24 protein-coding genes are annotated in these 24635 nt (G+C 66.1%); 14 read left to right on the forward strand and 10 right to left on the reverse strand.

Annotated elements, in window-relative coordinates; genetic code table 11:
- Window positions 1-25: 25 nt before the first annotated feature.
- Together FLM21_RS05545 and gpmI are read right to left on the reverse strand one after the other, a co-directional pair.
- Entirely contained in the window at window positions 26-1348 is a 1323-nt protein-coding gene (locus tag FLM21_RS05545; RefSeq protein ID WP_148714609.1) for a murein hydrolase activator EnvC family protein, read from the reverse strand.
- A gap of 4 nt (window positions 1349-1352) precedes the next feature.
- Complete coding sequence (gene gpmI / locus FLM21_RS05550; RefSeq protein WP_148714610.1) at window positions 1353-2900, reverse strand: 2,3-bisphosphoglycerate-independent phosphoglycerate mutase; 1548 nt, start codon at window positions 2898-2900, stop codon at window positions 1353-1355.
- 158 nt (window positions 2901-3058) lie between these two features.
- On the opposite strand from gpmI, the gene FLM21_RS05555 reads away from it, so the two are divergent.
- Window positions 3059-3373 (forward strand): ArsR/SmtB family transcription factor, encoded by a 315-nt coding sequence (locus tag FLM21_RS05555; RefSeq protein ID WP_246120830.1) that lies wholly within the window; start codon window positions 3059-3061, stop codon window positions 3371-3373.
- 297 nt (window positions 3374-3670) lie between these two features.
- Complete coding sequence (locus FLM21_RS20765) at window positions 3671-3814, forward strand: hypothetical protein (protein WP_187360102.1); 144 nt, start codon at window positions 3671-3673, stop codon at window positions 3812-3814.
- A gap of 87 nt (window positions 3815-3901) precedes the next feature.
- Here the strand turns inward: FLM21_RS20765 and FLM21_RS05560 are convergent, their stop codons facing one another.
- The 4 genes from FLM21_RS05560 to FLM21_RS05575 all read right to left on the reverse strand — a co-directional run bounded on the left by FLM21_RS05560 (window position 3902) and on the right by FLM21_RS05575 (window position 7299).
- Complete coding sequence (locus tag FLM21_RS05560; protein ID WP_148714611.1) at window positions 3902-4741, reverse strand: AraC family transcriptional regulator; 840 nt, start codon at window positions 4739-4741, stop codon at window positions 3902-3904.
- A 66-nt stretch (window positions 4742-4807) separates the two neighbouring features.
- Complete coding sequence (locus FLM21_RS05565) at window positions 4808-5137, reverse strand: YnfA family protein (RefSeq protein ID WP_148714612.1); 330 nt, start codon at window positions 5135-5137, stop codon at window positions 4808-4810.
- A gap of 214 nt (window positions 5138-5351) precedes the next feature.
- Window positions 5352-6581: a bifunctional glutamate N-acetyltransferase/amino-acid acetyltransferase ArgJ gene (gene argJ / locus FLM21_RS05570; RefSeq protein WP_148714613.1), complete on the reverse strand. Its 1230-nt coding sequence runs from the start codon at window positions 6579-6581 to the stop codon at window positions 5352-5354.
- A gap of 79 nt (window positions 6582-6660) precedes the next feature.
- A complete protein-coding gene (locus tag FLM21_RS05575) occupies window positions 6661-7299 on the reverse strand; it encodes a cation efflux transmembrane domain-containing protein (protein WP_148714614.1) in 639 nt (212 codons plus the stop codon).
- Between the two features lie 60 nt (window positions 7300-7359).
- Between FLM21_RS05575 and FLM21_RS05580 the strand changes: the two genes are divergently transcribed.
- The 11 genes from FLM21_RS05580 to FLM21_RS05630 all read left to right on the forward strand — a co-directional run bounded on the left by FLM21_RS05580 (window position 7360) and on the right by FLM21_RS05630 (window position 19058).
- Window positions 7360-7782, forward strand: coding sequence for a MerR family transcriptional regulator (locus FLM21_RS05580; protein ID WP_148714615.1), 423 nt, complete (start codon window positions 7360-7362; stop codon window positions 7780-7782).
- A gap of 154 nt (window positions 7783-7936) precedes the next feature.
- Window positions 7937-8854, forward strand: coding sequence for a CPBP family intramembrane glutamic endopeptidase (locus FLM21_RS05585; protein ID WP_148714616.1), 918 nt, complete (start codon window positions 7937-7939; stop codon window positions 8852-8854).
- 240 nt (window positions 8855-9094) lie between these two features.
- The gene (gene kdpF / locus FLM21_RS05590) at window positions 9095-9184 is read left to right on the forward strand and encodes a K(+)-transporting ATPase subunit F (RefSeq protein ID WP_148714617.1); all 90 of its coding nucleotides are present in this window, start codon (window positions 9095-9097) and stop codon (window positions 9182-9184) included.
- A 1-nt stretch (window position 9185) separates the two neighbouring features.
- A complete protein-coding gene (gene kdpA, locus FLM21_RS05595; protein WP_148714618.1) occupies window positions 9186-10988 on the forward strand; it encodes a potassium-transporting ATPase subunit KdpA in 1803 nt (600 codons plus the stop codon).
- Between the two features lie 66 nt (window positions 10989-11054).
- Window positions 11055-13118 carry a potassium-transporting ATPase subunit KdpB gene (gene kdpB, locus FLM21_RS05600; protein ID WP_444542102.1) on the forward strand — a complete coding sequence of 688 codons (2064 nt, stop codon included), beginning with the start codon at window positions 11055-11057 and terminating at the stop codon, window positions 13116-13118.
- Window positions 13119-13164: 46 nt separating this feature from the next.
- On the forward strand, window positions 13165-13743 hold the full coding sequence (gene kdpC, locus FLM21_RS05605; RefSeq protein WP_148714620.1) for a potassium-transporting ATPase subunit KdpC: 579 nt from the start codon (window positions 13165-13167) through the stop codon (window positions 13741-13743).
- Window positions 13744-13792: 49 nt separating this feature from the next.
- Window positions 13793-16447, forward strand: coding sequence for a DUF4118 domain-containing protein (locus FLM21_RS05610; protein WP_148714621.1), 2655 nt, complete (start codon window positions 13793-13795; stop codon window positions 16445-16447).
- Window positions 16448-16459: 12 nt separating this feature from the next.
- Window positions 16460-17152, forward strand: a complete 693-nt coding sequence (locus FLM21_RS05615; protein ID WP_148714622.1) for a response regulator — start codon at window positions 16460-16462, stop codon at window positions 17150-17152.
- Window positions 17153-17254: 102 nt separating this feature from the next.
- Entirely contained in the window at window positions 17255-17785 is a 531-nt protein-coding gene (locus tag FLM21_RS05620) for a riboflavin biosynthesis protein RibA (protein WP_148714623.1), read from the forward strand.
- 27 nt (window positions 17786-17812) lie between these two features.
- Window positions 17813-18610: an alpha/beta hydrolase gene (locus FLM21_RS05625; RefSeq protein ID WP_148714624.1), complete on the forward strand. Its 798-nt coding sequence runs from the start codon at window positions 17813-17815 to the stop codon at window positions 18608-18610.
- A 52-nt stretch (window positions 18611-18662) separates the two neighbouring features.
- The gene (locus FLM21_RS05630; protein WP_148714625.1) at window positions 18663-19058 is read left to right on the forward strand and encodes a hypothetical protein; all 396 of its coding nucleotides are present in this window, start codon (window positions 18663-18665) and stop codon (window positions 19056-19058) included.
- A 4-nt stretch (window positions 19059-19062) separates the two neighbouring features.
- Here FLM21_RS05630 and FLM21_RS05635 read toward each other — a convergent pair whose 3' ends face one another.
- The 4 genes from FLM21_RS05635 to FLM21_RS05650 form a co-directional block, all read right to left on the reverse strand.
- Window positions 19063-19803 (reverse strand): proteasome-type protease, encoded by a 741-nt coding sequence (locus FLM21_RS05635; protein WP_148714626.1) that lies wholly within the window; start codon window positions 19801-19803, stop codon window positions 19063-19065.
- Window positions 19804-19903: 100 nt separating this feature from the next.
- Window positions 19904-20701, reverse strand: a complete 798-nt coding sequence (locus tag FLM21_RS05640) for a transglutaminase family protein (protein WP_148714627.1) — start codon at window positions 20699-20701, stop codon at window positions 19904-19906.
- Window positions 20702-20703: 2 nt separating this feature from the next.
- Complete coding sequence (locus FLM21_RS05645; RefSeq protein ID WP_222846780.1) at window positions 20704-21627, reverse strand: alpha-E domain-containing protein; 924 nt, start codon at window positions 21625-21627, stop codon at window positions 20704-20706.
- A 24-nt stretch (window positions 21628-21651) separates the two neighbouring features.
- Complete coding sequence (locus tag FLM21_RS05650; RefSeq protein WP_148714628.1) at window positions 21652-23079, reverse strand: circularly permuted type 2 ATP-grasp protein; 1428 nt, start codon at window positions 23077-23079, stop codon at window positions 21652-21654.
- Between the two features lie 263 nt (window positions 23080-23342).
- Here FLM21_RS05650 and FLM21_RS05655 point away from each other — a divergent pair, with 263 nt between their 5' ends.
- Entirely contained in the window at window positions 23343-24590 is a 1248-nt protein-coding gene (locus tag FLM21_RS05655; RefSeq protein WP_148714629.1) for a 6-phosphofructokinase, read from the forward strand.
- Window positions 24591-24635: the final 45 nt, after the last annotated feature.

Here is a 24635-nt window from a genome sequence, read left to right on the forward strand (position 1 = left end):
CCGTGTGGAACTCCGTGTTCTCGTGTCAGCCGGTCCAGGCTAGCGGGTCGATAGGCTGGCCGTTTTTTCTGAGCTCAAAGTATACGCCCGATTCCGCCATGCCACCGCTGTTGCCACTGGTAGCAATGGTGTCGCCCGGGCCGATCTGGTCGCCGACCTGTTTGAGCAGGCTTTCGTTCGCGGCATAGAGGCTGAGGAAGCCGCCACCATGGTCGACGATGATGAGGTTGCCAAAGCCGCGCAGCCAGTCGGCAAACACCACCTCGCCACCAGCCACGGCCTTCACCGGCTGGCCGCTGGCGGCGCGGATGAACACGCCTTTCCAGGTGGTGCCTTCCGCGCGCGTGGCACCAAAGCGGCCAATCACCTCGCCCTTCAGCGGCAGGCGCAACCGGCCCTTCAGCGCGGCGAACTGGCGGCCATTCAGGCTGCGGTCGGGCTCGGCCTGGTTCACCGTGCGTACCGGTTCGGCGGCGGGCTTGCTGCCCTGGGTTGGTTTGCCGCCCTGGGCGGTCGCAGCTTCGGCAGCCTTGACACGGCGCTCGGCCTCCGCGCGGACTCGGCGATCTGCTTCGGCGCGGCGCTTGGCGGCTTCGCGGGCGCGGCGTGCTTCCTGCTGCTTGATGATCACATCGAGCCGCTTCACCAGATCGCTCAGCCGCTTCTCGTCGGCAGCCAGCTTCTGGATCTGTGTGCGCTGCTGGGTGATCTCGCGGTTGAGGCTGGTCACGAGCTGTTGTTTCTCGGCCTGTTCGGACACCAGCAGTGCCTTCTGCCGCGCCTTTGCGGCGGCAATGGCCTTGAGCTCGGCATTCTTGTCGCGGATCTCGGCGGCCAGACGGTTGAGTTCGGTTAGTTGGGCCTCGAGCTGTGCGGCAAGCTGCTGTTGCGCGCGGGCGAGGTAGCGGTAATAGCTGAGATCTCGGCTGGCCTGGCTCGGGTCTTCCTGATCGAGGATCAGCCGCCAGGCTTCCAGCTCGCGCGTCTTGTAGCGGGCGGTCAGCAGCGCGGCGAGCCGTGACTGGCTGGCGCGGATACTGGTGCGCGCACCGGCGATGTCGGCTTCGAGCTGGGCCAGTTCCACCTGGGTGAGCTGGCGCTCCTCGGCCAGCGTGCCAAGCACGCGGTTGGCCTCGGAAATGGCCCGCTCGGATTCCTTCAACGCATCGGCCGCTTCCTTGCGGCTCGATTCATTGGCGGCGAGGTCCTTCTTCAGCGCATCGATCTTGCCGCGGAGGTCCTTCAGCTCGGCCTGACGGGCCTGGCTATTGGCACGCGTGGCCGGCTCCGGCGCGGCCAAGGCCGTACCGGACAGGACACAGAGCAGGGCGAGCGCTGTGGCGCGCAAGGCGTCAGGCGAACTGGACGAGCGAGCGGCCGCTCATCTCGGCCGGCTGTGGCAGGCCCATCATCGCCAGCAGCGTCGGCGCGATATCGCGCAGCGCACCGCTGCCGCGGGCGGCGAGCGTGGCCGGGCGGCCGACATAAACGAAGGGCACCACGTCGGTGGTGTGCTGGGTGTGCGGCTGGTGTTCGGCGTGGTCGTACATCAGTTCGCAGTTGCCGTGGTCGGCCGTGATCAACACTTCGCCACCAGCGCGGGTCATTGCGTCGACGCAGCGGCTGACTGCGGTGTCGAGCGCTTCGACCGCCTTCACTGCGGCGTCGAACACGCCGGTGTGGCCGACCATGTCGCCGTTGGCGAAATTGCAGATGATGGCGCCGTACAGGCCCGATTCGATTGCCGCGATGATCTTGTCGGCGACTTCGGGGGCGCTCATCTCGGGCTGGAGGTCATAGGTGGCGACCTTAGGGCTCGGCACCAATACGCGGTCTTCGCCTGGGAATTCCTTTTCCTCGCCGCCGGAGAAGAAGTAGGTCACATGCGGATACTTTTCGGTTTCGGCGATGCGCAGCTGCTTGATGCCAAGGCCGGCGATGTATTCGCCAAAGCTGTTGCTGACCTTTTCCTTGTCGTAGCCGACCGGGAACGGGTAGGCCTCGGCATAGCGGGTGGCGGTGACGAAGCTGGCGAACTGCGCTACGCGCTGGCGGGCAAAGCCGCCGAAGGCCGCGTCGGTGAGTGCCACCGAGATCTGACGGGCGCGATCAGCGCGGAAGTTCATGAAGATGGCGACATCGCCATCCTCGATGCGGGCCGGTGCGCCGATGTTGGTGGCGCCGACGAATTCATCGTTCTCGTCGCGGGCGTAGGCCGCCTTCAGGCCTTCGATCGCGGTTTCGGCGTGATGCAGGCCCTGGCCGTCGACCATCAGGTTGTACGCCGGCTCGACGCGCTCCCAGCGCTTGTCGCGGTCCATCACCCAGTAGCGGCCGACGATGCCGACGATGCGGGCGACGCCCGTCTCGCGACAGGCGCCTTCCAGCTTGACGAGGTACTTCTCGGCACTGCGCGGCGGGGTGTCGCGGCCATCAAGGAAGGCGTGGACGTGGATATTGGCGACACCGGCGCGGGCCGCATCCTTGATCAGCGCGTGAATGTGCGCCTCATGACTGTGCACGCCACCGTCGGAAACCAGGCCCAGCACGTGCAATGTCTTGCCGCTGGACTTGGCAAGTTCGATCGCCTTGGCGAATTCTGCGTTCTGGCCGATCTTGCCATCTGCGACATCCACATCGATGCGGCTGATGTCCTGCAGCAGCACGCGGCCGGCGCCGATGTTGAGGTGACCCACTTCCGAATTGCCGAACTGTCCGTCGGGCAAACCGACGTAATGCTCGGATGCATTGATCGTGGTCCACGGATTCTGTGCGAGGATGCGATCGAGGTTGGGCTTGCTGGCCGCTGCGATCGCGTTGTCCTCTTTTTCCTCGCGATAGCCGTAGCCGTCGAGTATCAATAACAGGACCGGCTTAATTGCGGGTGTGGCTTGCGTCATACTGGGGTGTACCTCAAGCAAAATCGGCGCTGTCGCGGGCAGATCGCCCGTTGCGGTGGGGTTCCAAAGATGGGTAGTATTCTACCGCAACGACATAGGCTTGCCTTGTCACAAATCCAATAAAATGAACGTCTAATGGACGCCGAAAAGTGCAGAGGATGATGCTTCCCCCTACCGAATTGATGAGCGACGAGCACATCCAGCAGGCGTCGCGCGCCATGAAGGCGATGTCGCACCCGCTGCGCTTGAAAATCCTGTGCGTGCTCGGTGAGCACGAGGTCAGCGTCCAGGACATCGTCGAGCAGGTCGGGACCACCCAATCCAATATCTCGCAGCATTTGGCGCTGATGCGCGAAAAGGGCGTGCTGCGCACCCGCAAGGACGCCAACCGCGTCTATTACCGCGTGGGCGACACTCGCACGCTGGAAGTGATCGCCATGCTGCGTGACGTGTTCTGCGCGTTTTCCAAGTAAGCGCAACCGTACCGCAAGCCCCGAGCAGCCACGTAAGTGGCTGTTTTTGTTTGTATTGACGATGCGTGGCGTTTGACGCGCCGCATTAGCCGCTGCTAAATTGGCTGCGCCGTCGCGGCAATGTGGCTGTGACGGACGTTCGGTTGTGTTAACAGGCCGGCAGCCCCACAGGCTGTCCGCGCGGCCGGAGACGACACTCCGGCAACGAGTTGCCCGATCCGGTTTTCCGGTGGGGGCGACACCTGTCAGCAAAATCTGCGACGTAGATAGTGAAACCTTCGAAACGAGGAGATCGCAATGCGATTCGACTTCCTGGAAGGCTTAGCGAGTACGGTCAACGATGCGTTGATGAACTTGTTCCGGGCCTTCAAAACCCCTGCCAATCTCGACCACGACGATACGAGGAATCTTGCCCTCGAGATCGCCGAACCGTATCGGTAGCTGCCGGAACATAAGACCTAATCCGTAAGGACAAAGGGGCGTAATGCCCCTTTGTCCTTTTTCATGCCCGCCGCACGTCGGCGTTTCCTATGCGAGCGGCAGGTGGATCAGCGTGACGAGCTCGGCCGGTGGCGTGGTCTTGGGATCGTTCAGGTATTCCTCGTAGACCGGGAAATCGCGCGTTTCCTCACCGCTTTGTGGCAGCCAGTGGCCGAACAACCAGGCGTAGGCTTCGGGCAGGTCCGAGTACGGGCCGGTGTAGCGCAGCACGGCGCAGCGGCCAGGCAGGATGGCCAATGCTTCGAATGGGGCGGCCAGCGCTGCAGGGGTGGTCGGTACGCCGAGCGTGGCATGTGAGTGCAACTTCTCTTCGGGCACCTGGCTTGGGTCGTCGTAGAAAATACCGATGCAACGCTGCTGACCTGAGAGCCAGCCCGCGGAGCCCGCGTGCAGGAACAGCTTGTTGAAGGCGATGTCGATGCGGTGGTAATCCCCCGCGTGGGCCAGCCCGATCAGTGGGGTGCCGGCTTCCTCGGTGATCTCGATGGGGTACATGTCGTGCTCCTCTGCATAGGGAAAGGGCAGCGCACGCACCGCCCGGTAACGGCCGGGCGGTGCGCCGTAGCGCTGCTGGAAAGCCCGGCTGAAAGCCGGCAAGGAGCCGAAACCGGCGCGCTCCGCGATGCGCGTGAGTGGCACGCGGGTGCGTGCGAGCTCGCCCGCCGCTTTGCGAAGCCGGATGTCCTTCAGCGTGTCCCCCAGTGTTTCGCCCATCAGCCCGCGATAGACGCGGTGGAAGTGATAGGGCGAGAGGCAGGCCACATCGGCCAGCGTATAAAGATCGGGCTCGCTGTCGCTGTGGGCATACAGGTAGTCGAGCACCTTGCAGATGCGCTCGGTGTAGCGGGCCAGGGTGTCGGGTTTCATGCTGAGCTCCTCGCCCCCGATGCTAGGCGGGGCGGATTGATCGCATTTGCGGTTTTCACGGCTGGCCTAGCTTCGGGGTGCCAGCATGATGATGGCCATGCCGGTGAGCGCCACCGCCCCGCCGATGAGATCCCAGCCCGTGGGACGGATGCCGTCCACTGCCCACAGCCAGAAGAGCGCCACGACGATGTAGACGCCGCCATACGCGGCGTAGGTGCGGCCTGCCGCAGCCGGGTGCAGCGTCAACAGCCAGGCGAACAGCGCCAGCGATAGCGCGGCTGGCAGCAGCAGCCAGGACGAGCCGTCCTTCTTCAGCCAGAGCCACGGCAGGTAGCAGCCGACGATCTCGGCAACCGCAGTGGCAATGAATAACAGGGTGGTATGCAGCAGGGTCATCGTGGATGCCAAAACGGGCGCCGCGGCGCCCGTTTCTCATATCAAAGTCCCTCGCGGCGGCGACGCCCAGGGGTTTCTGAGTGCGCAGCGCGTGCGGGGGAAATGGACCAGAGAGAGCCGATGCTTCGTCTTCAAAGGCTGGTGAACCCCCGGCTTGGCCGGGGGCTGGAGCTCGGCTGATTCGCACTTCAGCCCGAGAGTACATAACAGGCGCTTAGCTGCGGTAGTCCGCGTTGATCTTCACATAGTCGTAGCTGAAGTCGCAGGTCCACACCGTGGCGGCCTCGCTGCCGCGGCCCAGCTTCACGGTGACGGTGATCTCGGCCTGGTTCATCACGCGCTGGCCTTGTTCCTCGGTGTAGCTGGCGGCGCGGCCACCCTTTTCGGCGACCAGCACATCGCCCAGCCACACTTCCAGCTGCTCGACATCGAGATCGTCCACCGCCGAGTAGCCGATCGCACACAGGATGCGGCCGAGGTTGGGGTCGGAAGCGAAGAATGCGGTCTTGATCAGGGGGCTCTTGGCGATGGCGTAGCCGACGGCCTTGCACTCGTCCCAGTGCTTGCCGCCCTCGACCTGCACCGTCATGAACTTGGTCGCGCCTTCGCCGTCGCGGATGATGGCCTTGGCCAGCGTCTGCGCTACGTCCAGCAGCGCCTCGCGGAATGCGGCGAAATCGGCGCCTGCTTCATCGGTGATCTCGGTATTTCCGGCGGCGCCCGTCGCGATCAGGATGTAGCTGTCGTTGGTGCTGGTGTCGCCATCGACGGTGATCGAGTTGAACGAGCGATCGGCCGTCCATTTCGCCAGCTTCTGCAGCACGGCCTGCGACACCGCGGCATCGGTCGCCACATAGCCCAGCATGGTGGCCATGTTGGGGTGGATCATGCCGGCGCCCTTGCTGATGCCGGTGATGGTCACCGTCTTGCCGCCGATCACGACCTGGCGGCTGGCGGCCTTGGGGGCGACATCGGTGGTCATGATGGCGCGTGCCGCCTCGGCCCATTGCGCGGGCTTGAGATCGGCCACGGCCGCCGGCAGCGCGGCGACAATCTTGTCGGCCGGCAGCGGCTCCAGGATCACGCCGGTAGAGAAGGGCAACACCTGCTCGGGTGCCACACCCAACTCGCTGGCGAGCGCCGCACTCACTTTCCTGGCGCGGGCGAGGCCATCGAGGCCGGTGCCGGCGTTGGCGTTGCCGGTATTCACCACCAAAGCACGCACCGGGTGGCCGGCGGGCAGGATCTCGCGGCACACGCGCACCGGCGCGGCGCAGAACTTGTTCAGGGTGAACACGCCTGCCACTTGCGTGCCCTCGCTCAATCGCATCACCAGAACATCGCGGCGGCCGGGCGTCTTCACGCCGGCGGAGGCGATGCCGAGTTCCACACCGGCAACGGGGTGGAGCTGGCTGGGATCGAGTTCGGGCAGGTTCACGGGCATGGTCGGCTTCCTCTGGCGCACGGTCAAAACGGCGATTGTACCTGTCATGGATGACAGCCGGGAGGCGCGGCGAGCCGGTTCAGGCCGGATCGCCCTGGCGACTTGAAACGAGCTCCCGCCGTGCCTGCCGCAGCACCTGGAATGCCGCCGACAACGCCAGCAGCGCCATGATCCCGGCCACCGCGAGATCCGGCCACGCCGTGCCGGTGCCGAATACACCGAGCGCCGCCAGCAGCACCGCAAGATTGCCGAGCGCATCGTTGCGGGTACACAGCCACACGCTGCGCATATTGCTGTCGCCATTGCGGTGAGCGTAGAGCAGCAGCGCCACGCCCAGGTTGGCGGCCAGCGCCAGCGTGCCGACTGCACCCATCACCGGCGCGCTCGGCACTTCGCCGGCCGCTGCATGCCAGATTGCGCTGCCGAGCACGGCCACGCCGAATACCGCCATCGAGCCCGCCTTCAGCAGCGATGCCTTGGCGCGGATGGCGAGCCCCAGCGGCAGCACCCACAGGCTGATACCGTAGTTGGCGGCATCACCAAGGAAATCGAGTGCATCGGCCAGCAGCGATACCGAGCCGGCCTTGAACCCGCTGCCGACCTCGATCACGAACATCGCGGCGTTGATCCACAGCGCCAGCCACAGTGCGCGGCGGTAGCGCGGATCGGGCGAGTCGGGGCGGAGGGCGGTCTGATGGTTGCAGCAGTGGGCGCTCATGGTCGGCTCCGGGAAGGGATGCGGGTATGCTGAAGCCTGTAGCGACTACAAGGTCAAGCGATGGCATCCGCGATCTCGATCGGCCGATTGGGCAAGGCCGCCGGCGTGCAGCCGGAAACCATCCGTTATTACGAACGCATCGGCCTGCTGGCCCCGCCTGCGCGTACGGCCTCCGGCTATCGCCACTACGACGCGGCCGCCGTACAACGCCTGCGCTTTGTGCGCCGGGGGCGGGAACTGGGTTTCTCGATCGAGGAAATCAGGACGCTGCTGCAGCTGGCCGACCATCGCGAGCAACCCTGCGGGCAGGCCGATGATCTGGTCCGGCAGCACCTGGCCGAGGTGGCTGCACGGATCGCCGACCTGCAGGCACTGCAGGCCGCGCTGAGCCGGCTCAATGAATGCAGCAGCGACAACGCCGAGCACTGCAAGCTGATCGAGGCGCTGGAGGCGCGGCAGTGTTGCGGCACGCAAGCAGCATGACCTGAGCGTCGGTGTAGCGCTGTCTCATCGTGGCGCAAAGGCTGGCCTTGCTGAGCAGGTAGTACTTATTCTTTCTGTATTTGTTTGAAATCGGAAAACAATTGAAAGCAATGAGTGGTTGCCTTAGGCTGCGCCTTTTTGCCTGCTATCGATCATGAGTTCCGCTTTTCCTGCCTTTGCCAGCTTGCGACTTCGGTGGCTGATGCTGTGGTATCTGCTTGGAGGCATCGTGATGATGCCGTTCCTGCCCGCTGCAGCTGATGGGTTGCGTATCGCTCCGGCATGGGGCCGGGATTTGATCGGTTTTGTTCTGGCCTTGATTGGGCTGTATGCATTGCCATTAGGCTATCTCTGTTATGCCAAGCGTCGTGCCGCCGTGCCGTGGGGCGAGCTGATGGGGCGGTGGCGCGGGTGGCCGCACGATGGCCGGTATGCGTTGGCCGGGCTGGTGACGCTGTCCACCTCCATTGCAATGAGCACAATTGCGGCCATGCTATTGGCCAGCTGGTGGCCGGACTGGGTCGAGCGCTATCTGCTCAATCAATATTGGAAAGCTAGCCAACCGAGCGCGTTGGCAGTCGGCCTCTCGGTGCTGCTGCTGGTCGTGGTTGCCCCGGTTTGCGAGGAGTTGTTCTTTCGCGGATATCTGCTGCGTCGCTGGAGTACGCGCTGGGGTTTACGCCGTGCCGTGCTGTTCTCCTCGTTCTTGTTTGGCCTGCTGCATGCGCAGAATTTTTTGTGGATCACCTGCCTTGGCGTAGCGATGGCCTTGCTGACCTTGCATGCCCAGAACCTGTGGGTGCCCATCTTGGCGCACGCAACCAACAACGCCCTGGTACTGGTGGTTGGGCGGTTGTTCAACGATGGTTCTTCGACGCGTGCCACTGTCGAGCAGTTGTACCAACAAGCCTGGCTGCTGCAGCCATTCGGCACCATCGCTGTTGCGGGCTGGGGCTGGTTCATCCTGCGTCATTGGCGTGCCGCAGAAAGGCGGTCGCTCTGGCCTGTGGATGGCCGATCGTCTGTAGTCGATATCCAGCAGCCGGCAGCGCTTGCTGCGGCTCATTCCTGACCGCTTGCCGATCCATCTTGGCCCGCGTTTTGACGCGGGCTTTTTTATATCCCGTTTACACCTCGCTTCGCGGCCTTTACCCCGTTTTTATATCCCGTCGACCACCATTCAGACCCCGGCTACTGGCCGGTGAACTGCAAGGGAGAACGACATGGATGGGCTGTATCTCGCGCTGGGCCTGGCCTGCTGGGTGGCCACGGCGCTGCTGGTGGCCGGCTGCGGCCGGCTGGGAGGTGGGCGATGAGCTGGATCTATCTGGTGGGGGGCATCACTGCCGTGCTGCTGTTCGTCTACCTGGGCTACGCGCTGCTGCGCGCCGAGGAGTTCTGACATGGGCACACAAGCGTTGATCCAGCTCGGGCTTTTTCTCGGGCTGTTGCTGGTGCTGGCCTGGCCACTGGGGCGTTATCTCGCCGCCGTGATGGCCGGCACCTCGCGCGTCGTCACCGGCCCCTTGGGCGGGATCGAGCGCGCGTTCTACCGCCTGGCCGGCATCAAGGCTGACGAGGAAATGGGCTGGCAAGACTATGCGAAGGCGGTGCTGCTGTTCAGCCTCGTCGGTGTGTTGTTCGTCTATGCCTTGCAACGGCTGCAGGGTGGGCTGCCGCTCAATCCACAGGGCTTCGGGGCGGTATCGCCCGATTCAGCGTTCAATACCGCGATCTCCTTCGTCGCCAATACCAACTGGCAAGGCTATGTGGGCGAGGCGACGATGAGCTACCTCACGCAGATGCTGGCGCTGGTGGTGCAGAACTTCGTCTCGGCCGCCACCGGCATCGCCGTGGTGTTTGCGCTGATCCGCGGCTTTGCCCGCCACGGCGCAGGCCGGCTCGGCAATTTCTGGGTCGATCTCACCCGCAGCACGCTCTACGTGCTGTTGCCGCTGGCTACGCAGATCGCCGTGTTGCTGATGGGCCAGGGGGTGATCCAGAACTTCGATGGCTATCGCACCGCGCACTCCGTCGATGTGATCGAGTACAGCCAACCCAAGCTCGACGCCGAAGGCAATCCGGTGCTCGATGCCACAGGCGTGCCGCAGCAGGAAGTGGTGAAGAAGCACGAGCAGCAGCTCGCCATGGGCCCGGTTGCGTCGCAAGAGGCGATCAAGATGCTGGGCACCAATGGCGGCGGCTTCTTCAACGCCAACTCCGCGCATCCGTTCGAGAATCCGACGCCGCTGTCCAACCTGATCCAGATGCTGGCGATTTTCCTGATCCCTGCCGCGCTGTGCTTCGCCTTCGGCCGCGAAGTAGGCGATCTGCGGCAAGGCTGGGCGGTGCTGGGCGCGATGACGCTGCTGTTCGTTGCGTTCGCGCTGTTCGCGATCTGGGCCGAGCAGCAGGGCAATCCGGCGTGGCATGCACTCGGCGTCGATCAGCAGGCGAGTGCTCTGCAGGCCGGCGGCAATATGGAAGGCAAGGAAACGCGCTACGGCATCGTCGCCTCGGGCCTGTTTGCCACTGTCACCACAGCGGCGTCGTGCGGTGCGGTCAATGCCATGCACGATTCCTTCACCCCGCTGGGGGGCTTGGTACCGCTGTGGCTGATGCAGCTGGGCGAAGTGGTTTTCGGCGGCGTCGGTTCTGGCCTCTACGGCATGCTGGTGTTCGCGGTGCTGGCGGTGTTCATTGCCGGGCTGATGATCGGCCGCACGCCCGAATACCTGGGCAAGAAGATCGAAGCCTTCGACATGAAGATGGTGGCCATCGTCATCCTTGCGACGCCCGTGCTGGTACTGGCGGGGACCGCGATTGCGGTGATGACGAAAGCCGGCCTCGCAGGTATCTACAACCCGGGAGGCCATGGTTTCTCCGAGGTGCTGTACGCGTTCTCCAGCGCGGCCAACAACAACGGCTCGGCCTTCGCGGGCCTCGGTGCCAACACCCCGTTCTACAACGTGATGCTGGGCCTGGCGATGTGGTTCGGCCGCTTTGCCGTGATCGTGGCCGTGCTGGCACTGGCCGGTTCACTCGCCGCCAAGCCGCGCCTCGCGGTCACCCCCGGCACGCTGCCCACGCATGGCCCGCTGTTTGTGGTGCTGCTGATCGGCTCGGTGCTGCTGGTTGGCGCGCTGACCTACGTGCCGGCGCTGGCCTTGGGGCCGATTGCCGAACATTTCGCGCTGTGGAGGTAAGCCATGCATCGCGATGCCATTCCCCCTTCATCCGTTGGCGCGCAGCGCGCGCCTGGAGCGAATCAAGTGAGCAAGCAGCTGTCGCTGCTCGATCCGGCGCTGGTCAAACCGGCCCTTGTCGACAGCATCAAGAAACTGGCGCCGCAGGCGCAGTGGCGCAACCCGGTGATGTTCGTCGTCTACGTCGGCAGCATGCTCGTCACCGGGCTGTGGATCGCGGCGCTGCTGGGCGCCGCCGAGGCGCCGGCGGGCTTCATCCTCGCCGTGGCTTTGTGGCTGTGGTTCACCGTGCTATTTGCCAACTTCGCCGAGGCGCTGGCCGAAGGGCGCAGCAAGGCGCAAGCGGCGAGCCTGCGCGCCGCCAAGAAGAGCGTGCTCGCCAAGAAACTGTCGGCACCCACGCACGACGCCGGTTACCAGCTGGCCGACAGTACCGAGCTGGTGAAGGGCGATGTGGTGCTGGTGCAGGCGGGGGACGTGATCCCCGGTGACGGCGAGGCGATCGAGGGCGTGGCCTCGGTCGATGAATCGGCCATCACCGGTGAATCGGCGCCGGTGATCCGCGAATCGGGCGGCGATTTCTCGGCGGTGACTGGCGGCACCCGCGTGCTGTCGGACTGGATCGTGGTGCGCATCAGCACCCATCCTGGCGAGGCCTTTCTCGATCGCATGATCGCCATGGTCGAGGGCGCCAAGCGGCAGAAGACGCCCAACGAGATCGCGCTGACCATCCTCTTGGTGGCGCTGACCATCGTGTTCCTGCTGGTGGTCGTCACGCTGCTGCCGTTCTCGCTGTTTGCGGTGTCGGCATCGGGGGCCGGCTCGGCCATCACGGTGACGGCGCTGGTGGCGCTCCTGGTGTGCCTGATCCCGACCACCATCGGCGGCCTGTTGTCCGCCATCGGTGTGGCCGGCATGAGCCGGCTGATGCAGGTGAACGTGATCGCCACCTCTGGCCGCGCGGTCGAGGCGGCGGGCGACGTGGACGTGTTGCTGCTCGACAAGACCGGCACCATCACGCTGGGCAATCGCCAAGCCACGGCCTTCATCCCGGCGCCTGGGGTCAAGGTGTCCGAACTGGCCGACGCAGCACAGTTCGCCTCGCTCGCCGACGAGACGCCGGAAGGCCGCAGCATCGTGGTGCTGGCCAAGCAGCAGTTCAAGCTGCGCGAGCGCGAGCTCGCCAGCCATGAGGTCGGCTTCGTGCCATTCACGGCGCAGACGCGCATGAGCGGCGTCGACTGCGACGGCCAGGTGATCCGCAAAGGCGCGGCGGAGGCGATCCGCAGCCATGTCGAGGCGCTCGGCGGGCACTTTCCGGCCGATGCATCCCGCGCAGTCGAGGAGGTGGCGCGGCGCGGCGCGACGCCGCTGGTGGTGGCCGACGGCAACCGCGTGCTCGGCGTGGTCGAGCTCAAGGACATCGTCAAGGGCGGCATCAAGGCGCGTTTCGCCGAGCTGCGCGCCATGGGCATCAAGACGGTGATGATCACTGGTGACAACCGGCTCACTGCCGCAGCCATCGCCGCCGAGGCCGGCGTCGACGATTTCCTTGCCGAAGCCACACCCGAGGCCAAGCTCAAGTTGATCCGCGATACGCAGGCCGGCGGCCGGCTGGTGGCGATGACGGGCGATGGCACCAACGATGCGCCGGCGCTGGCGCAAGCCGATGTGGCGGTGGCGATGAACACCGGCACCCAGGCCGCCAAGGAGGCCGGCAACATGGTCGATCTCGACAGCAATCCGACCAAGCTGATCGAGATCGTCGAGATCGGCAAACAGCTGTTGATGACGCGTGGCGCGCTGACCACCTTCAGCGTGGCCAACGACGTGGCCAAGTACTTTGCCATCATCCCGGCCGCCTTCGTCGCCACCTATCCGCAACTGGCCGCGCTCAACGTGATGGGGCTAGCCAGCCCGCAGAGCGCCATCCTCTCCGCAGTGATCTTCAACGCGCTGATCATCGTGTTCCTGATCCCGCTGGCGCTGCGTGGCGTGCGCTACCGCGCTGTCGGCGCTGCCGCGCTGCTGCGCCGCAACCTGCTGATCTATGGCCTGGGCGGCCTCGCTGTGCCCTTTGTCGGCATCAAGCTGATCGACCTGGTGCTGGTTGCGCTGGGCCTGGTTTGACGATCCGCCCCTCCCCAAACGGGAGGGGCCTACAAGGAAAAACAAGATGAAACTGATCCGCCCCGCAGTGACGATCTTCGCGCTGCTTACCGTCATCACTGGCGTCGCTTATCCGCTGGCCGTCACCGCCATTGCCGAGGTAGGCTTCAAGGAACAGGCCCACGGCAGCCTGATCGAGCAGGACGGCCGCGTGGTCGGCTCGCGCCTGATCGGCCAGTCGTTCACCGACCCGCGCTATTTCTGGGGGCGTCCGTCCGCCACTGGGCCGATGGCCAACAACGGCGCCGCCTCCAGCGGCAGCAACCTCGGGCCGTCCAACCCGGCGTTGCACGGTGCGGTCAAGGCGCGCGTCGCCGCGCTCCGGGCCGCAGATCCCGGCAATACCGCGCCGGTGCCGGTCGATCTCGTCACCGCGTCGGCCAGCGGGCTCGATCCGCATATCAGCCCGGCGGCCGCCGCCTACCAGGCGCCGCGTATCGCGCGCCTGCGCGGCGTTGCGCTGCCGCAGGTGCAGGCATTGATTGCTGCGCATACCGAGGGCCGGCAATTGGGCGTGCTCGGTGAAGCGCGGGTCAACGTGCTGACGCTGAACCTGGCGCTTGATGCACTGCAGAAGACCGCGTGAGCCGCAGGCGCTTGGTTGATAATCGATTTGCTCCGACTTCAGAAACCCCATGCCCACCACTCGCCCCGATCCTGATCAATTGCTGGAAACGCTGCGCCGTGACGAGGAGGCCGCCGCACGTGGCCGTCTGAAGATCTTCTTTGGTGCTTGCGCTGGTGTTGGCAAGACCTGGGCGATGCTGGCGGCTGCCCAGGCGAGCGTGGAAGAGGGTGTCGATGTGCTGGTCGGCGTGGTCGAGACCCACGGCCGCGCGGAAACGGCGGCGCAACTGGCCGGCCTGCGCCAGCTGCCGCCGAGTACCGTGGAATATCGCGGGCGCCAGCTGGCCGAGTTCGATCTCGATGCCGCACTGGCGGCCCGTCGCGGCCTGCTGCTGGTCGATGAGTACGCACACGCCAACGTGCCGGGCAGCCGCCATGCCAAGCGCTGGCAGGATATCGAGGAGTTGCTGGCGGCCGGCATCGATGTCTACACCACGCTCAATGTGCAGCACCTGGAAAGCCTCAACGACATCGTTGGCCAGATCACCGGCATCGTGGTGCGCGAGACGGTGCCCGACCGGGTGTTCGATGCCGCAGCCGAGGTCACGCTGGTCGACTTGCCGCCAGACGAACTGCTGGCCCGGCTGCAGGACGGCAAGGTCTACCTCGGCCCGCAGGCCGAGCGCGCCGCGCAGCACTTTTTCCGCAAGGGCAACCTGCTGGCGCTGCGCGAGCTGGCGTTGCGCCGCGTGGCGGATCGGGTCGATGCACAGATGCGCGCCTACCGCGCCGACCAGGCGATCGCCCAGGTGTGGCAGGCGCGTGAACGGCTGCTGGTGTGCGTCGGCAGCGGCGAAGGCAGTGATCGACTGCTGCGCAGTGCGGCGCGGCTGGCGGCCAGCCTGCATGCAGATTGGCTGGCGGTGCATGTGGAGACGGCTGGCCGCGCCAGCCCGCAGCAGCTCGAACAGGTACGGCGCGCGTTGGCGCTGGCGCAGGAGCTGGGCGCCGAGACGGCGATGCTGGCGGGCAGCGATGTCGTCGCCACCCTGCTGGCGTACGCGCACAGCCGCAATGTGTCGAAGCTGGTGGTTGGCAAGACCCGGCGCCGTGCCTGGTGGCAGCCAGCGGCATTGTCCGAGCGCCTGGCCGAGCAGGCCCGCGACGGCGATGTGTACGTGGTGGCCACCACGACGGATGAGGAGCCGGAAGACGACGGGCGCCTGCGCTACTACGCCGACGCCGAGGCCACCGCACGCAACCGGCGCGGCGTGGTGGCGGCGGTGCTGGCCTGCGTGGCAACGACCGCGCTGGCCGCGGCGCTGAGCCAAGTGTTCGACCTCGCCAACGTGGTGATGCTCTACCTGTTGGCCGTGGTGTTTGTCGCCATCCGCTACGGCCGCCTGCCCGGTGCGGTGGCGTCGGTGCTGGCGGTGGCCTGCTTCGATTTCTTCCTGGTGCCGCCCACGCTGTCGTTCACCGTATCCGACACGCAATACCTGCTGACCTTCGCGGTGATGCTGGTGGTGGCGCTGGTGATCGGCCAGCTGGCGGCGCGGCTGCGTTTCGAGGCGCAGGCGGCGACGCAACGCGAGCGGCGCACCCGTGCGCTGTTCGAGCTGACGCGGGAGCTCGGTGCCGCGCTCACCACCGAGCAGATCGTCGAGATCGCCACGCGCAACCTGGAAGCGGTGTTCGCCGCCCGCGCCGGCCTGTTGCTGCCGGACAGCGACGAGCGGGTGCGTGCTGCCGGCAGCACGTTGCCGGTCGATGCCGGCGTGGCGCAGTGGGTGTATCAGCGTGGCGAGCCGGCCGGGCGCGGCACCCGCACGCTGCCGGCGAGCGACGCGCTCTACCTGCCGCTGAAGGCGCCGATGCGCACGCGCGGCGTACTGGCGCTGGCAGCCGATGCGCCCGTGCTGGCGCAGCCCGAGCAGCGCCGGCTGCTCGATACCTTTGCCGCGCAGATCGCGCTGGCGATCGAGCGCGTGCACTACGTCGAGGTGGCGCAGGACGCCATCGTGGCGATGGAAGGCGAGCGTTTGCGCAATAGCGTGCTCGCCAGCGTATCGCACGATCTGCGTACGCCGTTGACTTCGCTCACCGGGCTGGCCTCGCTGCTGGTCGAGCGCGAACTGCCACCCGAACGCCAGCGCGAGATCGCCAGCAGCATCCGCGACGAGAGCGAACGGCTGGGCCGGCTGGTAACCAATCTGCTGGAGATGGCGCGACTGGAGGCCGGCGTGCGGCTCTCGCTGGAGTGGCAGCCCGTGGACGAGGTGATCGGCGCCGCGCTGCGGCTGAGCGCCAGTGTGCTGGCGCGGCACGCTGTGGTGACCGACGTGCCCGCCGACCTGCCCATCCTGCAGTTCGACGCGGTGTTGATCGAGCGGGTGCTGGTGAACCTGCTGGAGAACGCGGCCAAGTACACGCCGCCCGGCAGCACCGTCACCGTGTCGGCACGGGCGCAGGGGGCATGGCTGGCGGTGACCGTGGCCGACGATGGCCCGGGGCTGCCCGCAGGCATGACGAGCCGGGTGTTCGACAAGTTCGCCCGTGGCGAGGCGGAGTCAGCCACCCCGGGTGTCGGGCTGGGGCTGGCGATCTGCCGCGCCATCGTCAGCGCGCACGGTGGCAGAATCGAGGCGCTGAACCGCGCGCCGCATGGCGCCGCCTTCGTCTTCACGCTGCCGGTGAAACCGGCACCCAGCCTCCCCGAGTGAGCCTAAACCTTCATGAACGAACATCCGGTCCATATCGTCGTGATCGAGGATGACCAGCCGATCCGCCGTTTCCTGCGGGTGACACTGGAAGCCGAGGGCTTCGTGGTGCACGAGGCCGAGACCGCCGGCGCCGGGCTGACTGCCGTCGGCAACCGCAAGCCCGATCTGGTGATTGTCGACCTTGGCCTGCCCGATTTCGACGGGGTGGAGCTGATCCGCCGGCTGCGCGCCTGGGCCACGCTGCCGGTGCTGGTGCTGTCGGCGCGTACGCAGGAAACCGAGAAAGTGGCTGCGCTCGATGCCGGTGCCGACGATTACCTGGTCAAGCCCTTCGGCACCGCCGAGTGCCTCGCGCGCATCCGCGCGCTGCTGCGCCGCCACGCCGGCAGCGCGGCCGGCCCAGCACAGCGCTATGCCTTTGGCGATGTGGCCATCGATCTCGCGGCGCGGCTGGTTACCCGTGCCGGCGAGCCGGTGCACCTGACGCCGATCGAATACCGGCTGCTTGCCACGCTGATCCGCCACGCCGGCAAGGTGCTGACGCACCGCGAGCTGCTGCGCGAGGTGTGGGGGCCGTCGCATGCCGAGAGCAGCCAGTACCTGCGGGTCTACATGGGCCATCTGCGGCAGAAGCTCGAGCACAACCCGGCCAATCCGCGCTACATCGTCACCGAGACCGGCGTCGGCTACCGGCTGGTCGAATAGCTGCTGCCGGTTGCGTCCTACACCATTCGCCTGCGCTGGCTGACAGCGCGGGCGCCGCCTGCGCACGACAATGCAGGCATGGACGATCCCGGGAGTGCCGTCATGTTGAGCGAAATGATTTCCGGCGAGCATGCGCGTACCAAGGTGGCAGCGGTGTTCGATTCCCAATCCGGCGCCGAGGCCGCGGCGGAAGCGGTGCGCGTAGCCACTGGCGCCCAGCCTGAGCAGGTGGAGCTGGTCGGGCCGGGCGACGAGCAGTTCGGTCGTAAGATCGAACCCGAAAGCCACGGCATCGTGCGAACCGCCATTCGTGCCCACCTGACGATGGCCGTGCTGGGCGTGACGGTGGGGCTGGTGGTGTATGCCGGTTTCTTCGCCGTTGGCGAGCGTGCCATCCTCAGCAGCCCGATCGCCTCTGCCGCGGTGCTGGCGGCGTTGGGGGCGATCTTTGGCCTGCTGGCGGGCGGGCTGGTCACCGCAAGGCCCGACCATTTGGCCGTGGTGGCGCCGGTGCGCAAGGCGATCCGCGCCGGGCGCTGGGCGGTGGTGGTGCACCCGGTGTCGTCACGCCAGACCAACGAGGCCTTGCGCGTGCTGCACCGCTCGTCGCACGAGGTGCTGCGCACGCTGTAGCGATGGCCCGGCTTGCCTTGATGCCACATGGCGCTGGCAAGCCGCCGCCCCGCCCGTTATCGTCGGCATTTTCCGGCGAGAAACGGCATGGCGATGCAGACGGTGATGTACGACGACGATGGGGTGACACTGGTCGGTAGCCAGGATATGCCGGTCGGCCCCACCCAGGACATCGTGCTGCTGCAGCACGGCTTCACCGGACACCGGATGGAGCTGGCCTATTTCTTTGTCGACCTTGCTCGCCGCCTCACTGCGCGCGGTGCCATGGTCTACCGCTTCGATTTCCGTGGTTGTGGCGAAAGCGGTGGCACGTTCGATGCCATCACCGTGGCCGACCAGGCTCGCCAGACCCATGCCTTGCTCGATTTCCTGCGCGCCCGCCACGCCGATGCACGGCTGCATCTGGCCGGCTTCAGCATGGGGGGGCTGGCCGCGAGCTTCGCTGCCGCGGAGCGCGACGACCTTGCCACGCTCAGCCTGCTGGCGCCCGCTGGCAACTTTGCCGAGGTGCTGCTGCGCAACTGTGCGGCCGGTCAGCCCAGGCCCGACGGCCGGTACGATCTACTGGCGCTGCCGATCGGTCTGCCGCTGCAGCAGGAGGCGCACACGCTCGACGCCTGGACGCCATTGTCGCGCATCCGCGTTCCCACGCTGGTGGTACAAGGTAGCGATGATGCTGCCGTACCGCTGGCCGTGGGCCGCCGCTACGCAGAACAAATCAGTGGCGCGCGCTGGCTGGCGATTGAAGGAGCTGACCATATCTTCGGCCGGATCGAGGCGCGCGACGTGCTCGCCCAGGCGATGAGCGAGCACATCGACTTGTAAGTTTCATCCTTGCAACCACTATACTGCTGTCATGGCGGGTGGGGGCATGGACATGGCGACAAGGAAGGCGATCAAAAGACGGCGCGGCGAGCTGGAGCCGCAGGTGCAACTGCTGGCCTTTCCCGCGCACTGTCCGCAGTGCGGCCAGTGCTACGCCAGCTTCGACGACTACCTGCACGACACCACCGGTGGCGTGGTCGAAGCCGTGAACGGCGGCAGCATGCTGACCATGCAGGCGCGGCGTGATTGCCGTTGCGGCACCAGCCTTGGTGCCTGTCTGACCGACCGGCGCAGCACCGAACCGCTGCGCGCGTCCTTTGATTTCACCTTGTCGCTGCTGGCCGAGCAGGGCCTGCGCAGCGAGGATGTACGGATCGAGCTGCGCCAGGTGATCCGCGGCGAGCCGGGCGCCTTGCTTGGCTGGCTGTACCAACCGGTGATGCGCTGATCGACTAGCAGGCGCTGTCGAACCAGTCCGCGTCCGGCAGCGTGGCAAAGGCCTGGCGCAGACCGGTGCTCCAGGCTTCGCGGATGCCGGCGAAGTAGCTGTCCTGCTCGGTTACGCGGTAGCTGAGGCTAGGGGTGTGGCTGTCTCGGCGGTAGGTGAGCAGGTCGATCGGCAAGCCGCAGGAGAGATTGGAGCGGATGGTCGAATCGAACGAGATCAGCGTGCACTTCACCGCTTCCTTCAATGGTGTGTCGTACTCGACCACCCGGTCGATGATGGGCTTGCCATACTTGGCTTCGCCGATCTGGAAATACGGCGTGTCCTCGCTCGCCTCGATGAAGTTGCCTTGCGGATAGACATTGAACAGCCGCGCATCCTCGCCTGCGATCTGGCCGCCGACGATGAAGCTGCCGCCAAAATCGATGCCCTGGTTCGAATTGGCGTAGTTGCTGTCGCGGCTGACCACTTCCTTCACCGTATCACCGACGAGAGCGGCGGCGTCGTACAGCGAGCCGAGGTTCATCAGGTGCAGGCCGTCGTGCAGCGTGCGTGCCCGCAGCAGGCTGATCACCGATTGCGTGGTGGCGAGGTTGCCGGCCGACAGCAGCACGATCAGCCGGTCGCCCGGCGATTCGAATACATGCATCTTGCGGAAGGTGGCGATATGGTCGACGCCGGCATTGGTGCGCGAGTCGGAAGCGAACAGCAGCCCTTCCTTCAGGGCCATGGCAACGCAATAGGTCATCGGGGTATCAGGAGAAGGGGTCGTGGGGGATGCGGTCATTGTATGACCGCGGTGGGGCGCTGCCGGCGGCACCCGCCCTGATCGCGCGATGAATGGGGGCTCATTGCTGCTGCTGTTGCGCCTGGGTGACCAATGCGCGCGACACCAGCGTCTCCTCGCCGCCGCCGCGGCGCACGCCGCGCACGGGGCTGGCCTCCAGATAGTCGAGGCCGATGGCGAGCCGCACGTAACGCTCGTCCGGCACGCAGCCGTTGCTGGCATCGAAGCCGTACCAGCCGTCGCCGCACCAGACCTCGGTCCAGGCGTGGCTGGCCACGTGCTCGTCGTGATCGGTATAGAGGTAGCCGCTGACATAGCGCGCCGGCAGGCCAAGCTCGCGGCTGGCGGCAAGGAACACGTGGCTGTGGTCCTGGCACACGCCACGGCCTAGCTGGAAGGCGGCGGCGGCCGTGGTTTCGCTGTCGGTCTCGCCCGGGGTGTAGGGCATGCGATCGAGCAGGTCGGCCATCAGGTCCAGCAGGCCATGACGGCCATGCACGGCGACCAGCTGGCGGTAGCGCTCGGCGAAGGCGGCGATCTCATCGTCGGCGCGGGTCAGCGCGGTGCTGCGGCGGAACAGGTCGTGCGGTAGCGCATCGACGTGCGGCCGGGCCGGAAAGGTCTCGACGCGGCCGGCAGCGACGATGCGCAGTTCGTGTGGCACGCCGTCGAGCGTCAACAGGTGCTGGGTGTTGCCGTAGGCATCGTGGCCCTGGCTGGCGCGGCCAGGCAGCTGCAGCGCCCAGCCCAGCACCACCTGGCTGCTGTCCTGGCGTGGTGTCAGCCGCAGCACCTGCGCGCTGTGTGCCAGCGGCGCGGCGTAGCGGTAGACGGTTTCGTGGTGGATGTCGAGCAACATGGTCAGGCCGCCTTCAGGTACGCCCGGTAGATGGCGTCGCCCAGCGCGTTGATCTCGATCAGCCGCATGCCGAGGTAGTCATGCAGCCCGTCGCCAAGGATCTCGTCGACGGTGGCGAATTTCAGCAGGTTCAGCAGTGCATTGGCCTGGCGCTGCGCCACCCGGCTGTGGTCGCCCTCGATCTGGGTCAGGATCTTGCAGATCGCTTCCATGCAGGCGCGTAATGAGCGCGGCAGTCGCGGCGACAGCACGGTGAGCTCGACCACCTCGCGCATGGCGCGGCCCTCGCGATAGAGCTCCAGGTAGGCCTCATAGGCCGACAGTGCCCGCAATAGCGCGTTCCACGCGTAGTCGTCCTCGCCGCCGTCCTCGTGCTCCATCAGGCTGGCCTTCACGTCCAGCAGCCGTGCAGTGTTGTCGGCGCGCTCGATGAAGGTACCCAGGCGGATGAAGCTGTAGGCATCGCCACGCAGCACGGTGCCGTAGGCCACGCCACGGAACAGGTGCGAGCGCTGTTTCACCCAGTCGAAGAATTCGCCGGCGTTGGCGATGCCCTGGCTCTCGAAATCCTTGGCTTCCAGCCAGGTGGCATTGATGTGTTCCCACAGCTCGCCGGTGATCTTGCCCCGCACTGCGTGCGCGTTCTCGCGGGCGCGGCGCAGGCAGGCGACGATGGACGCGGGGTTGCCACGGTCGAGCGCCATGAAGTGCAGCAGGCGGTCGGCGGTCAGCTCTTGGTAGCGCGCGTTGTAGGCGTCCAGCGTCTCGGTGATCACCAGCGGTGCCTGCATCTCGGCGCGCGCGCCCTTGGAGCGCGGCAGCAGCGACAGGCTGAAGCTCACGTCCAACAGGCGCGCCAGGTTCTCGGCACGCTCCAGATAGCGGCTCATCCAGTACAGGTGATCGGCGGTGCGGCTCAGCATCATGATGGGTTGCTCCGTTCCGTGGGCTCAGGCTTCCAGCACCCAGGCATCCTTGGTTCCGCCGCCTTGCGACGAGTTGACCACCAGCGAGCCGCGCTTGAGCGCCACCCGCGCCAGGCCGCCGGGTACGATGTGCACGTCCTTGCCCGACAGCACGAAGGGGCGTAGGTCGATGTGGCGCGGCGCGATGCCTTCCTCAACAAAGGTGGGGCAGGTGGACAGCGCCAGCGTCGGCTGGGCGATGTAGTTGCTGGGGTTGGCGATCAGCCGCCGGCGGAATTCCTCGATCTCGGCGCTAGTGGCCTTGGGGCCGATCAGCATGCCGTAGCCGCCGGCACCGTGGACTTCCTTCACTACCAGCGTCGGCAGGTGGGCCAGCACGTAGGAGAGCTCATCTGGTTTGCGGCATTGCCAGGTCGGCACGTTCTTGAGGATCGGCTCCTCGGCGAGATAGAAGCGCACCATCTCCGGCACATAGGGGTAGATCGACTTGTCGTCAGCCACGCCGGTGCCGATGGCATTGGCGAGCACCACGTTGCCGGCGCGGTAGGCGGCGACAAGGCCGGGCACGCCCAGCATCGAATCGCTGCGGAAGGTGAGCGGATCGAGGAAGGCATCGTCGATGCGGCGGTAGATCACGTCCACCCGGCGCGGGCCGGCGGTGGTGCGCATGTAGACGCAATCGGCATCGACATAGAGATCGCGGCCTTCCACCAGCTCCACGCCCATCTGCTGGGCGAGGAAGGCGTGCTCGAAGTAGGCGCTGTTGAAATGGCCCGGCGTCATCACCACCACGGTCGGGTTGTCCACCTGGCTGGACCGCCGCAACGTATCGGCAAGCAGGCGCGGGTAGTGCTCGACCGGTGCCACGGCGTGCCGGGCGAAGAGCTCGGGGAAGAGCCGCATCATCATCTTGCGGTTCTCCAGCATGTAGGACACGCCGGAGGGCACGCGCAGGTTGTCCTCCAGCACGTAGTACTCGCCGTCGGCATGACGGATCACATCCACGCCGGCGATGTGTGCGTATACCCGGTGTGGCAGCGCGAGCTCGCGCATCGCCACCTGGTACTGGTCGTTCACGTAGACCTGCTCGGCCGGCACGATGCCGGCCTTGAGGATGCGGCCCTCGTGGTAAATGTCATGAAGGAAGGCATTGAGCGCGGCCACGCGCTGGCGCAGGCCCGCTTCCAGCTTCTGCCATTCGGCGGCGGGAATGATGCGCGGGATGGTATCGAACGGAATCAGCCGTTCCGCACCGGTGTCGTCGCCGTACACGGCAAAGGTGATGCCCACCCGGTGGAACAGCAGCTCGGCTTCGCGGCGCTTGTGGGCGAGCTTGTCCATGCTCTGGCTGTTGAGCCATTGCAGGAAGGGAAGGTAGTGCTCGCGCACGCTGCGGTCGGGGGCGAGCATTTCGTCGTAGCAGCCGGTGGTCGGCGGGTCGATCTGGTGCATGGCGCGCTCCTCTCGGGGAATGTGCAGCACTCGTCTCGCAAGGCGCGTGCCAGTTTTCACATTGCGCGCCGAATCAAGGGCTTGGGTTCTTACACGGCCAGGCCGATAGCTTCGCTGCACCTTGGTGGTGCGGTGCAACGCCATTGCCGGCAGGCTGCGCTGCAAACGCGGGCATCGCGACTTGTCCCTAGGCGAAATTCCCGATGCCGCCGATGCTGCGCTGCGCAAAACTGGTCGCATCCCCTTCATCGTAGGACGCTTCCATGCCCAAGAACGCGTTGTATGCCCAGTCCGGCGGCGTCACCCCGGTGATCAATGCGTCCGCCTGGGGGGTGATCGCCGCAGCGCGGCGTCATCCCGAAGCCATCGGCACGGTCTACGCCGCGCAGAACGGCATCCTCGGTGCACTCGACGAGGTGCTGGTCGACACCGTGCAGTTGCCGGATGCGCTGTTGGCCCGGCTCAAGCACACGCCGGGCGGTGCCTTCGGCTCGTGCCGGCACAAGCTCAAGCACGGCGCGGAGCTGAAGCGCCTGTTCGAGCTGTTCCAGGCCTGGGATATCGGCTACCTGTTCTACAACGGGGGCGGCGATTCGGCCGACACCTGCCTCAAGGTGGCCGAGTTCGCGCAATACCACGGCATCGACCTCACCGCGGTACATGTGCCCAAGACCATCGACAACGATCTGCCGCTGACCGACAACGCCCCCGGATTCGGCTCGGTGGCCAAGTACGTTGCCACCTCGGTGCGCGAGGCAGGGCTCGATACCGCGTCGATGGCGGCAAGCTCCACCCGCGTGTTCATCCTGGAGGTGATGGGCCGCCATACCGGCTGGATCGCGGCATCCGCGGGGCTGGCCGCCGATGTGCCGCATGCTGCGCCACACGTCATCCTGACCCCAGAGGTGCCGTTCGAAGCCGGGCGCTTCCTCAAGGCGGTCGAAGCTGCCATCGATCGCGTCGGCTACTGCGTGGTGGTGGCCGCCGAAGGCATCCGCGATGCGCACGGCGTGTTCCTGTCCGAGGCGGGCAGTGTCGATGCCTTTGGCCATGCGCAGCTCGGCGGCGTGGCGCCCATCCTCGCCAATCTGGTGAAGGAGAGCCTCGGTCACAAATGCCACTGGGCCGTGGCCGACTACTTGCAGCGCGCGGCGCGCCACATTGCCAGCGCCACCGACCTGGCGCAGGCGGTGGCAGTCGGTGAAGCGGCGGTGAGCTATGCGATTTCCGGCTTGAAGAGCGTGATGCCGGTCATCGTGCGCGAGGACAGCGAACCGTATCGCTGGCGGATCGAGGCGGCGCCGCTGGCTGACGTGGCCAACCGCGAAAAGCCGTTGCCGCTGGAGTTCCTCACCAGCGACGGCCTGCACTTGTCGCCGGCCGGGCGTGAGTACTTCCTGCCGCTGATCCAGGGCGAGGCACCACCGCCGTTCCGCGATGGCCTGCCCGATTATCCGCACTGGGGTTGGGTGCCGGTGGAGAAGCGGCTGCCGCCGTTCAATCGCGGATAAGAACCTGTTCACGTTTTTTCACGCTCACGCCTGCCCGTAAAACGG

The organism is Chitinolyticbacter meiyuanensis, from assembly GCF_008033135.1.
Classification (GTDB): Bacteria; Pseudomonadota; Gammaproteobacteria; order Burkholderiales; family Chitinibacteraceae; genus Chitinolyticbacter; species Chitinolyticbacter meiyuanensis.

Coding starts and splice junctions, on each gene's coding strand:
- FLM21_RS05560 (WP_148714611.1), bottom strand. CDS start 4,741: ATGAAACCCGACACCCTGGCCCGCTACACCGAGCGCATCTGCAAGGTG.
- FLM21_RS05650 (WP_148714628.1), bottom strand. CDS start 23,079: ATGCACCAGATCGACCCGCCGACCACCGGCTGCTACGACGAAATGCTC.
- gpmI (WP_148714610.1), bottom strand. CDS start 2,900: ATGACGCAAGCCACACCCGCAATTAAGCCGGTCCTGTTATTGATACTC.
- FLM21_RS05640 (WP_148714627.1), bottom strand. CDS start 20,701: ATGTTGCTCGACATCCACCACGAAACCGTCTACCGCTACGCCGCGCCG.
- FLM21_RS05625 (WP_148714624.1), top strand. CDS start 17,813: ATGGCGCTGGCAAGCCGCCGCCCCGCCCGTTATCGTCGGCATTTTCCG.
- FLM21_RS05620 (WP_148714623.1), top strand. CDS start 17,255: ATGTTGAGCGAAATGATTTCCGGCGAGCATGCGCGTACCAAGGTGGCA.
- kdpC (WP_148714620.1), top strand. CDS start 13,165: ATGAAACTGATCCGCCCCGCAGTGACGATCTTCGCGCTGCTTACCGTC.
- FLM21_RS05585 (WP_148714616.1), top strand. CDS start 7,937: ATGAGTTCCGCTTTTCCTGCCTTTGCCAGCTTGCGACTTCGGTGGCTG.
- FLM21_RS05635 (WP_148714626.1), bottom strand. CDS start 19,803: ATGACCTATTGCGTTGCCATGGCCCTGAAGGAAGGGCTGCTGTTCGCT.
- FLM21_RS05555 (WP_246120830.1), top strand. CDS start 3,059: ATGATGCTTCCCCCTACCGAATTGATGAGCGACGAGCACATCCAGCAG.
- FLM21_RS05575 (WP_148714614.1), bottom strand. CDS start 7,299: ATGAGCGCCCACTGCTGCAACCATCAGACCGCCCTCCGCCCCGACTCG.
- FLM21_RS05580 (WP_148714615.1), top strand. CDS start 7,360: ATGGCATCCGCGATCTCGATCGGCCGATTGGGCAAGGCCGCCGGCGTG.
- FLM21_RS05565 (WP_148714612.1), bottom strand. CDS start 5,137: ATGACCCTGCTGCATACCACCCTGTTATTCATTGCCACTGCGGTTGCC.
- FLM21_RS05630 (WP_148714625.1), top strand. CDS start 18,663: ATGGCGACAAGGAAGGCGATCAAAAGACGGCGCGGCGAGCTGGAGCCG.
- FLM21_RS05655 (WP_148714629.1), top strand. CDS start 23,343: ATGCCCAAGAACGCGTTGTATGCCCAGTCCGGCGGCGTCACCCCGGTG.
- FLM21_RS05610 (WP_148714621.1), top strand. CDS start 13,793: ATGCCCACCACTCGCCCCGATCCTGATCAATTGCTGGAAACGCTGCGC.
- kdpA (WP_148714618.1), top strand. CDS start 9,186: ATGGGCACACAAGCGTTGATCCAGCTCGGGCTTTTTCTCGGGCTGTTG.
- FLM21_RS05645 (WP_222846780.1), bottom strand. CDS start 21,627: ATGATGCTGAGCCGCACCGCCGATCACCTGTACTGGATGAGCCGCTAT.
- argJ (WP_148714613.1), bottom strand. CDS start 6,581: ATGCCCGTGAACCTGCCCGAACTCGATCCCAGCCAGCTCCACCCCGTT.
- kdpF (WP_148714617.1), top strand. CDS start 9,095: ATGAGCTGGATCTATCTGGTGGGGGGCATCACTGCCGTGCTGCTGTTC.
- FLM21_RS20765 (WP_187360102.1), top strand. CDS start 3,671: ATGCGATTCGACTTCCTGGAAGGCTTAGCGAGTACGGTCAACGATGCG.
- FLM21_RS05615 (WP_148714622.1), top strand. CDS start 16,460: ATGAACGAACATCCGGTCCATATCGTCGTGATCGAGGATGACCAGCCG.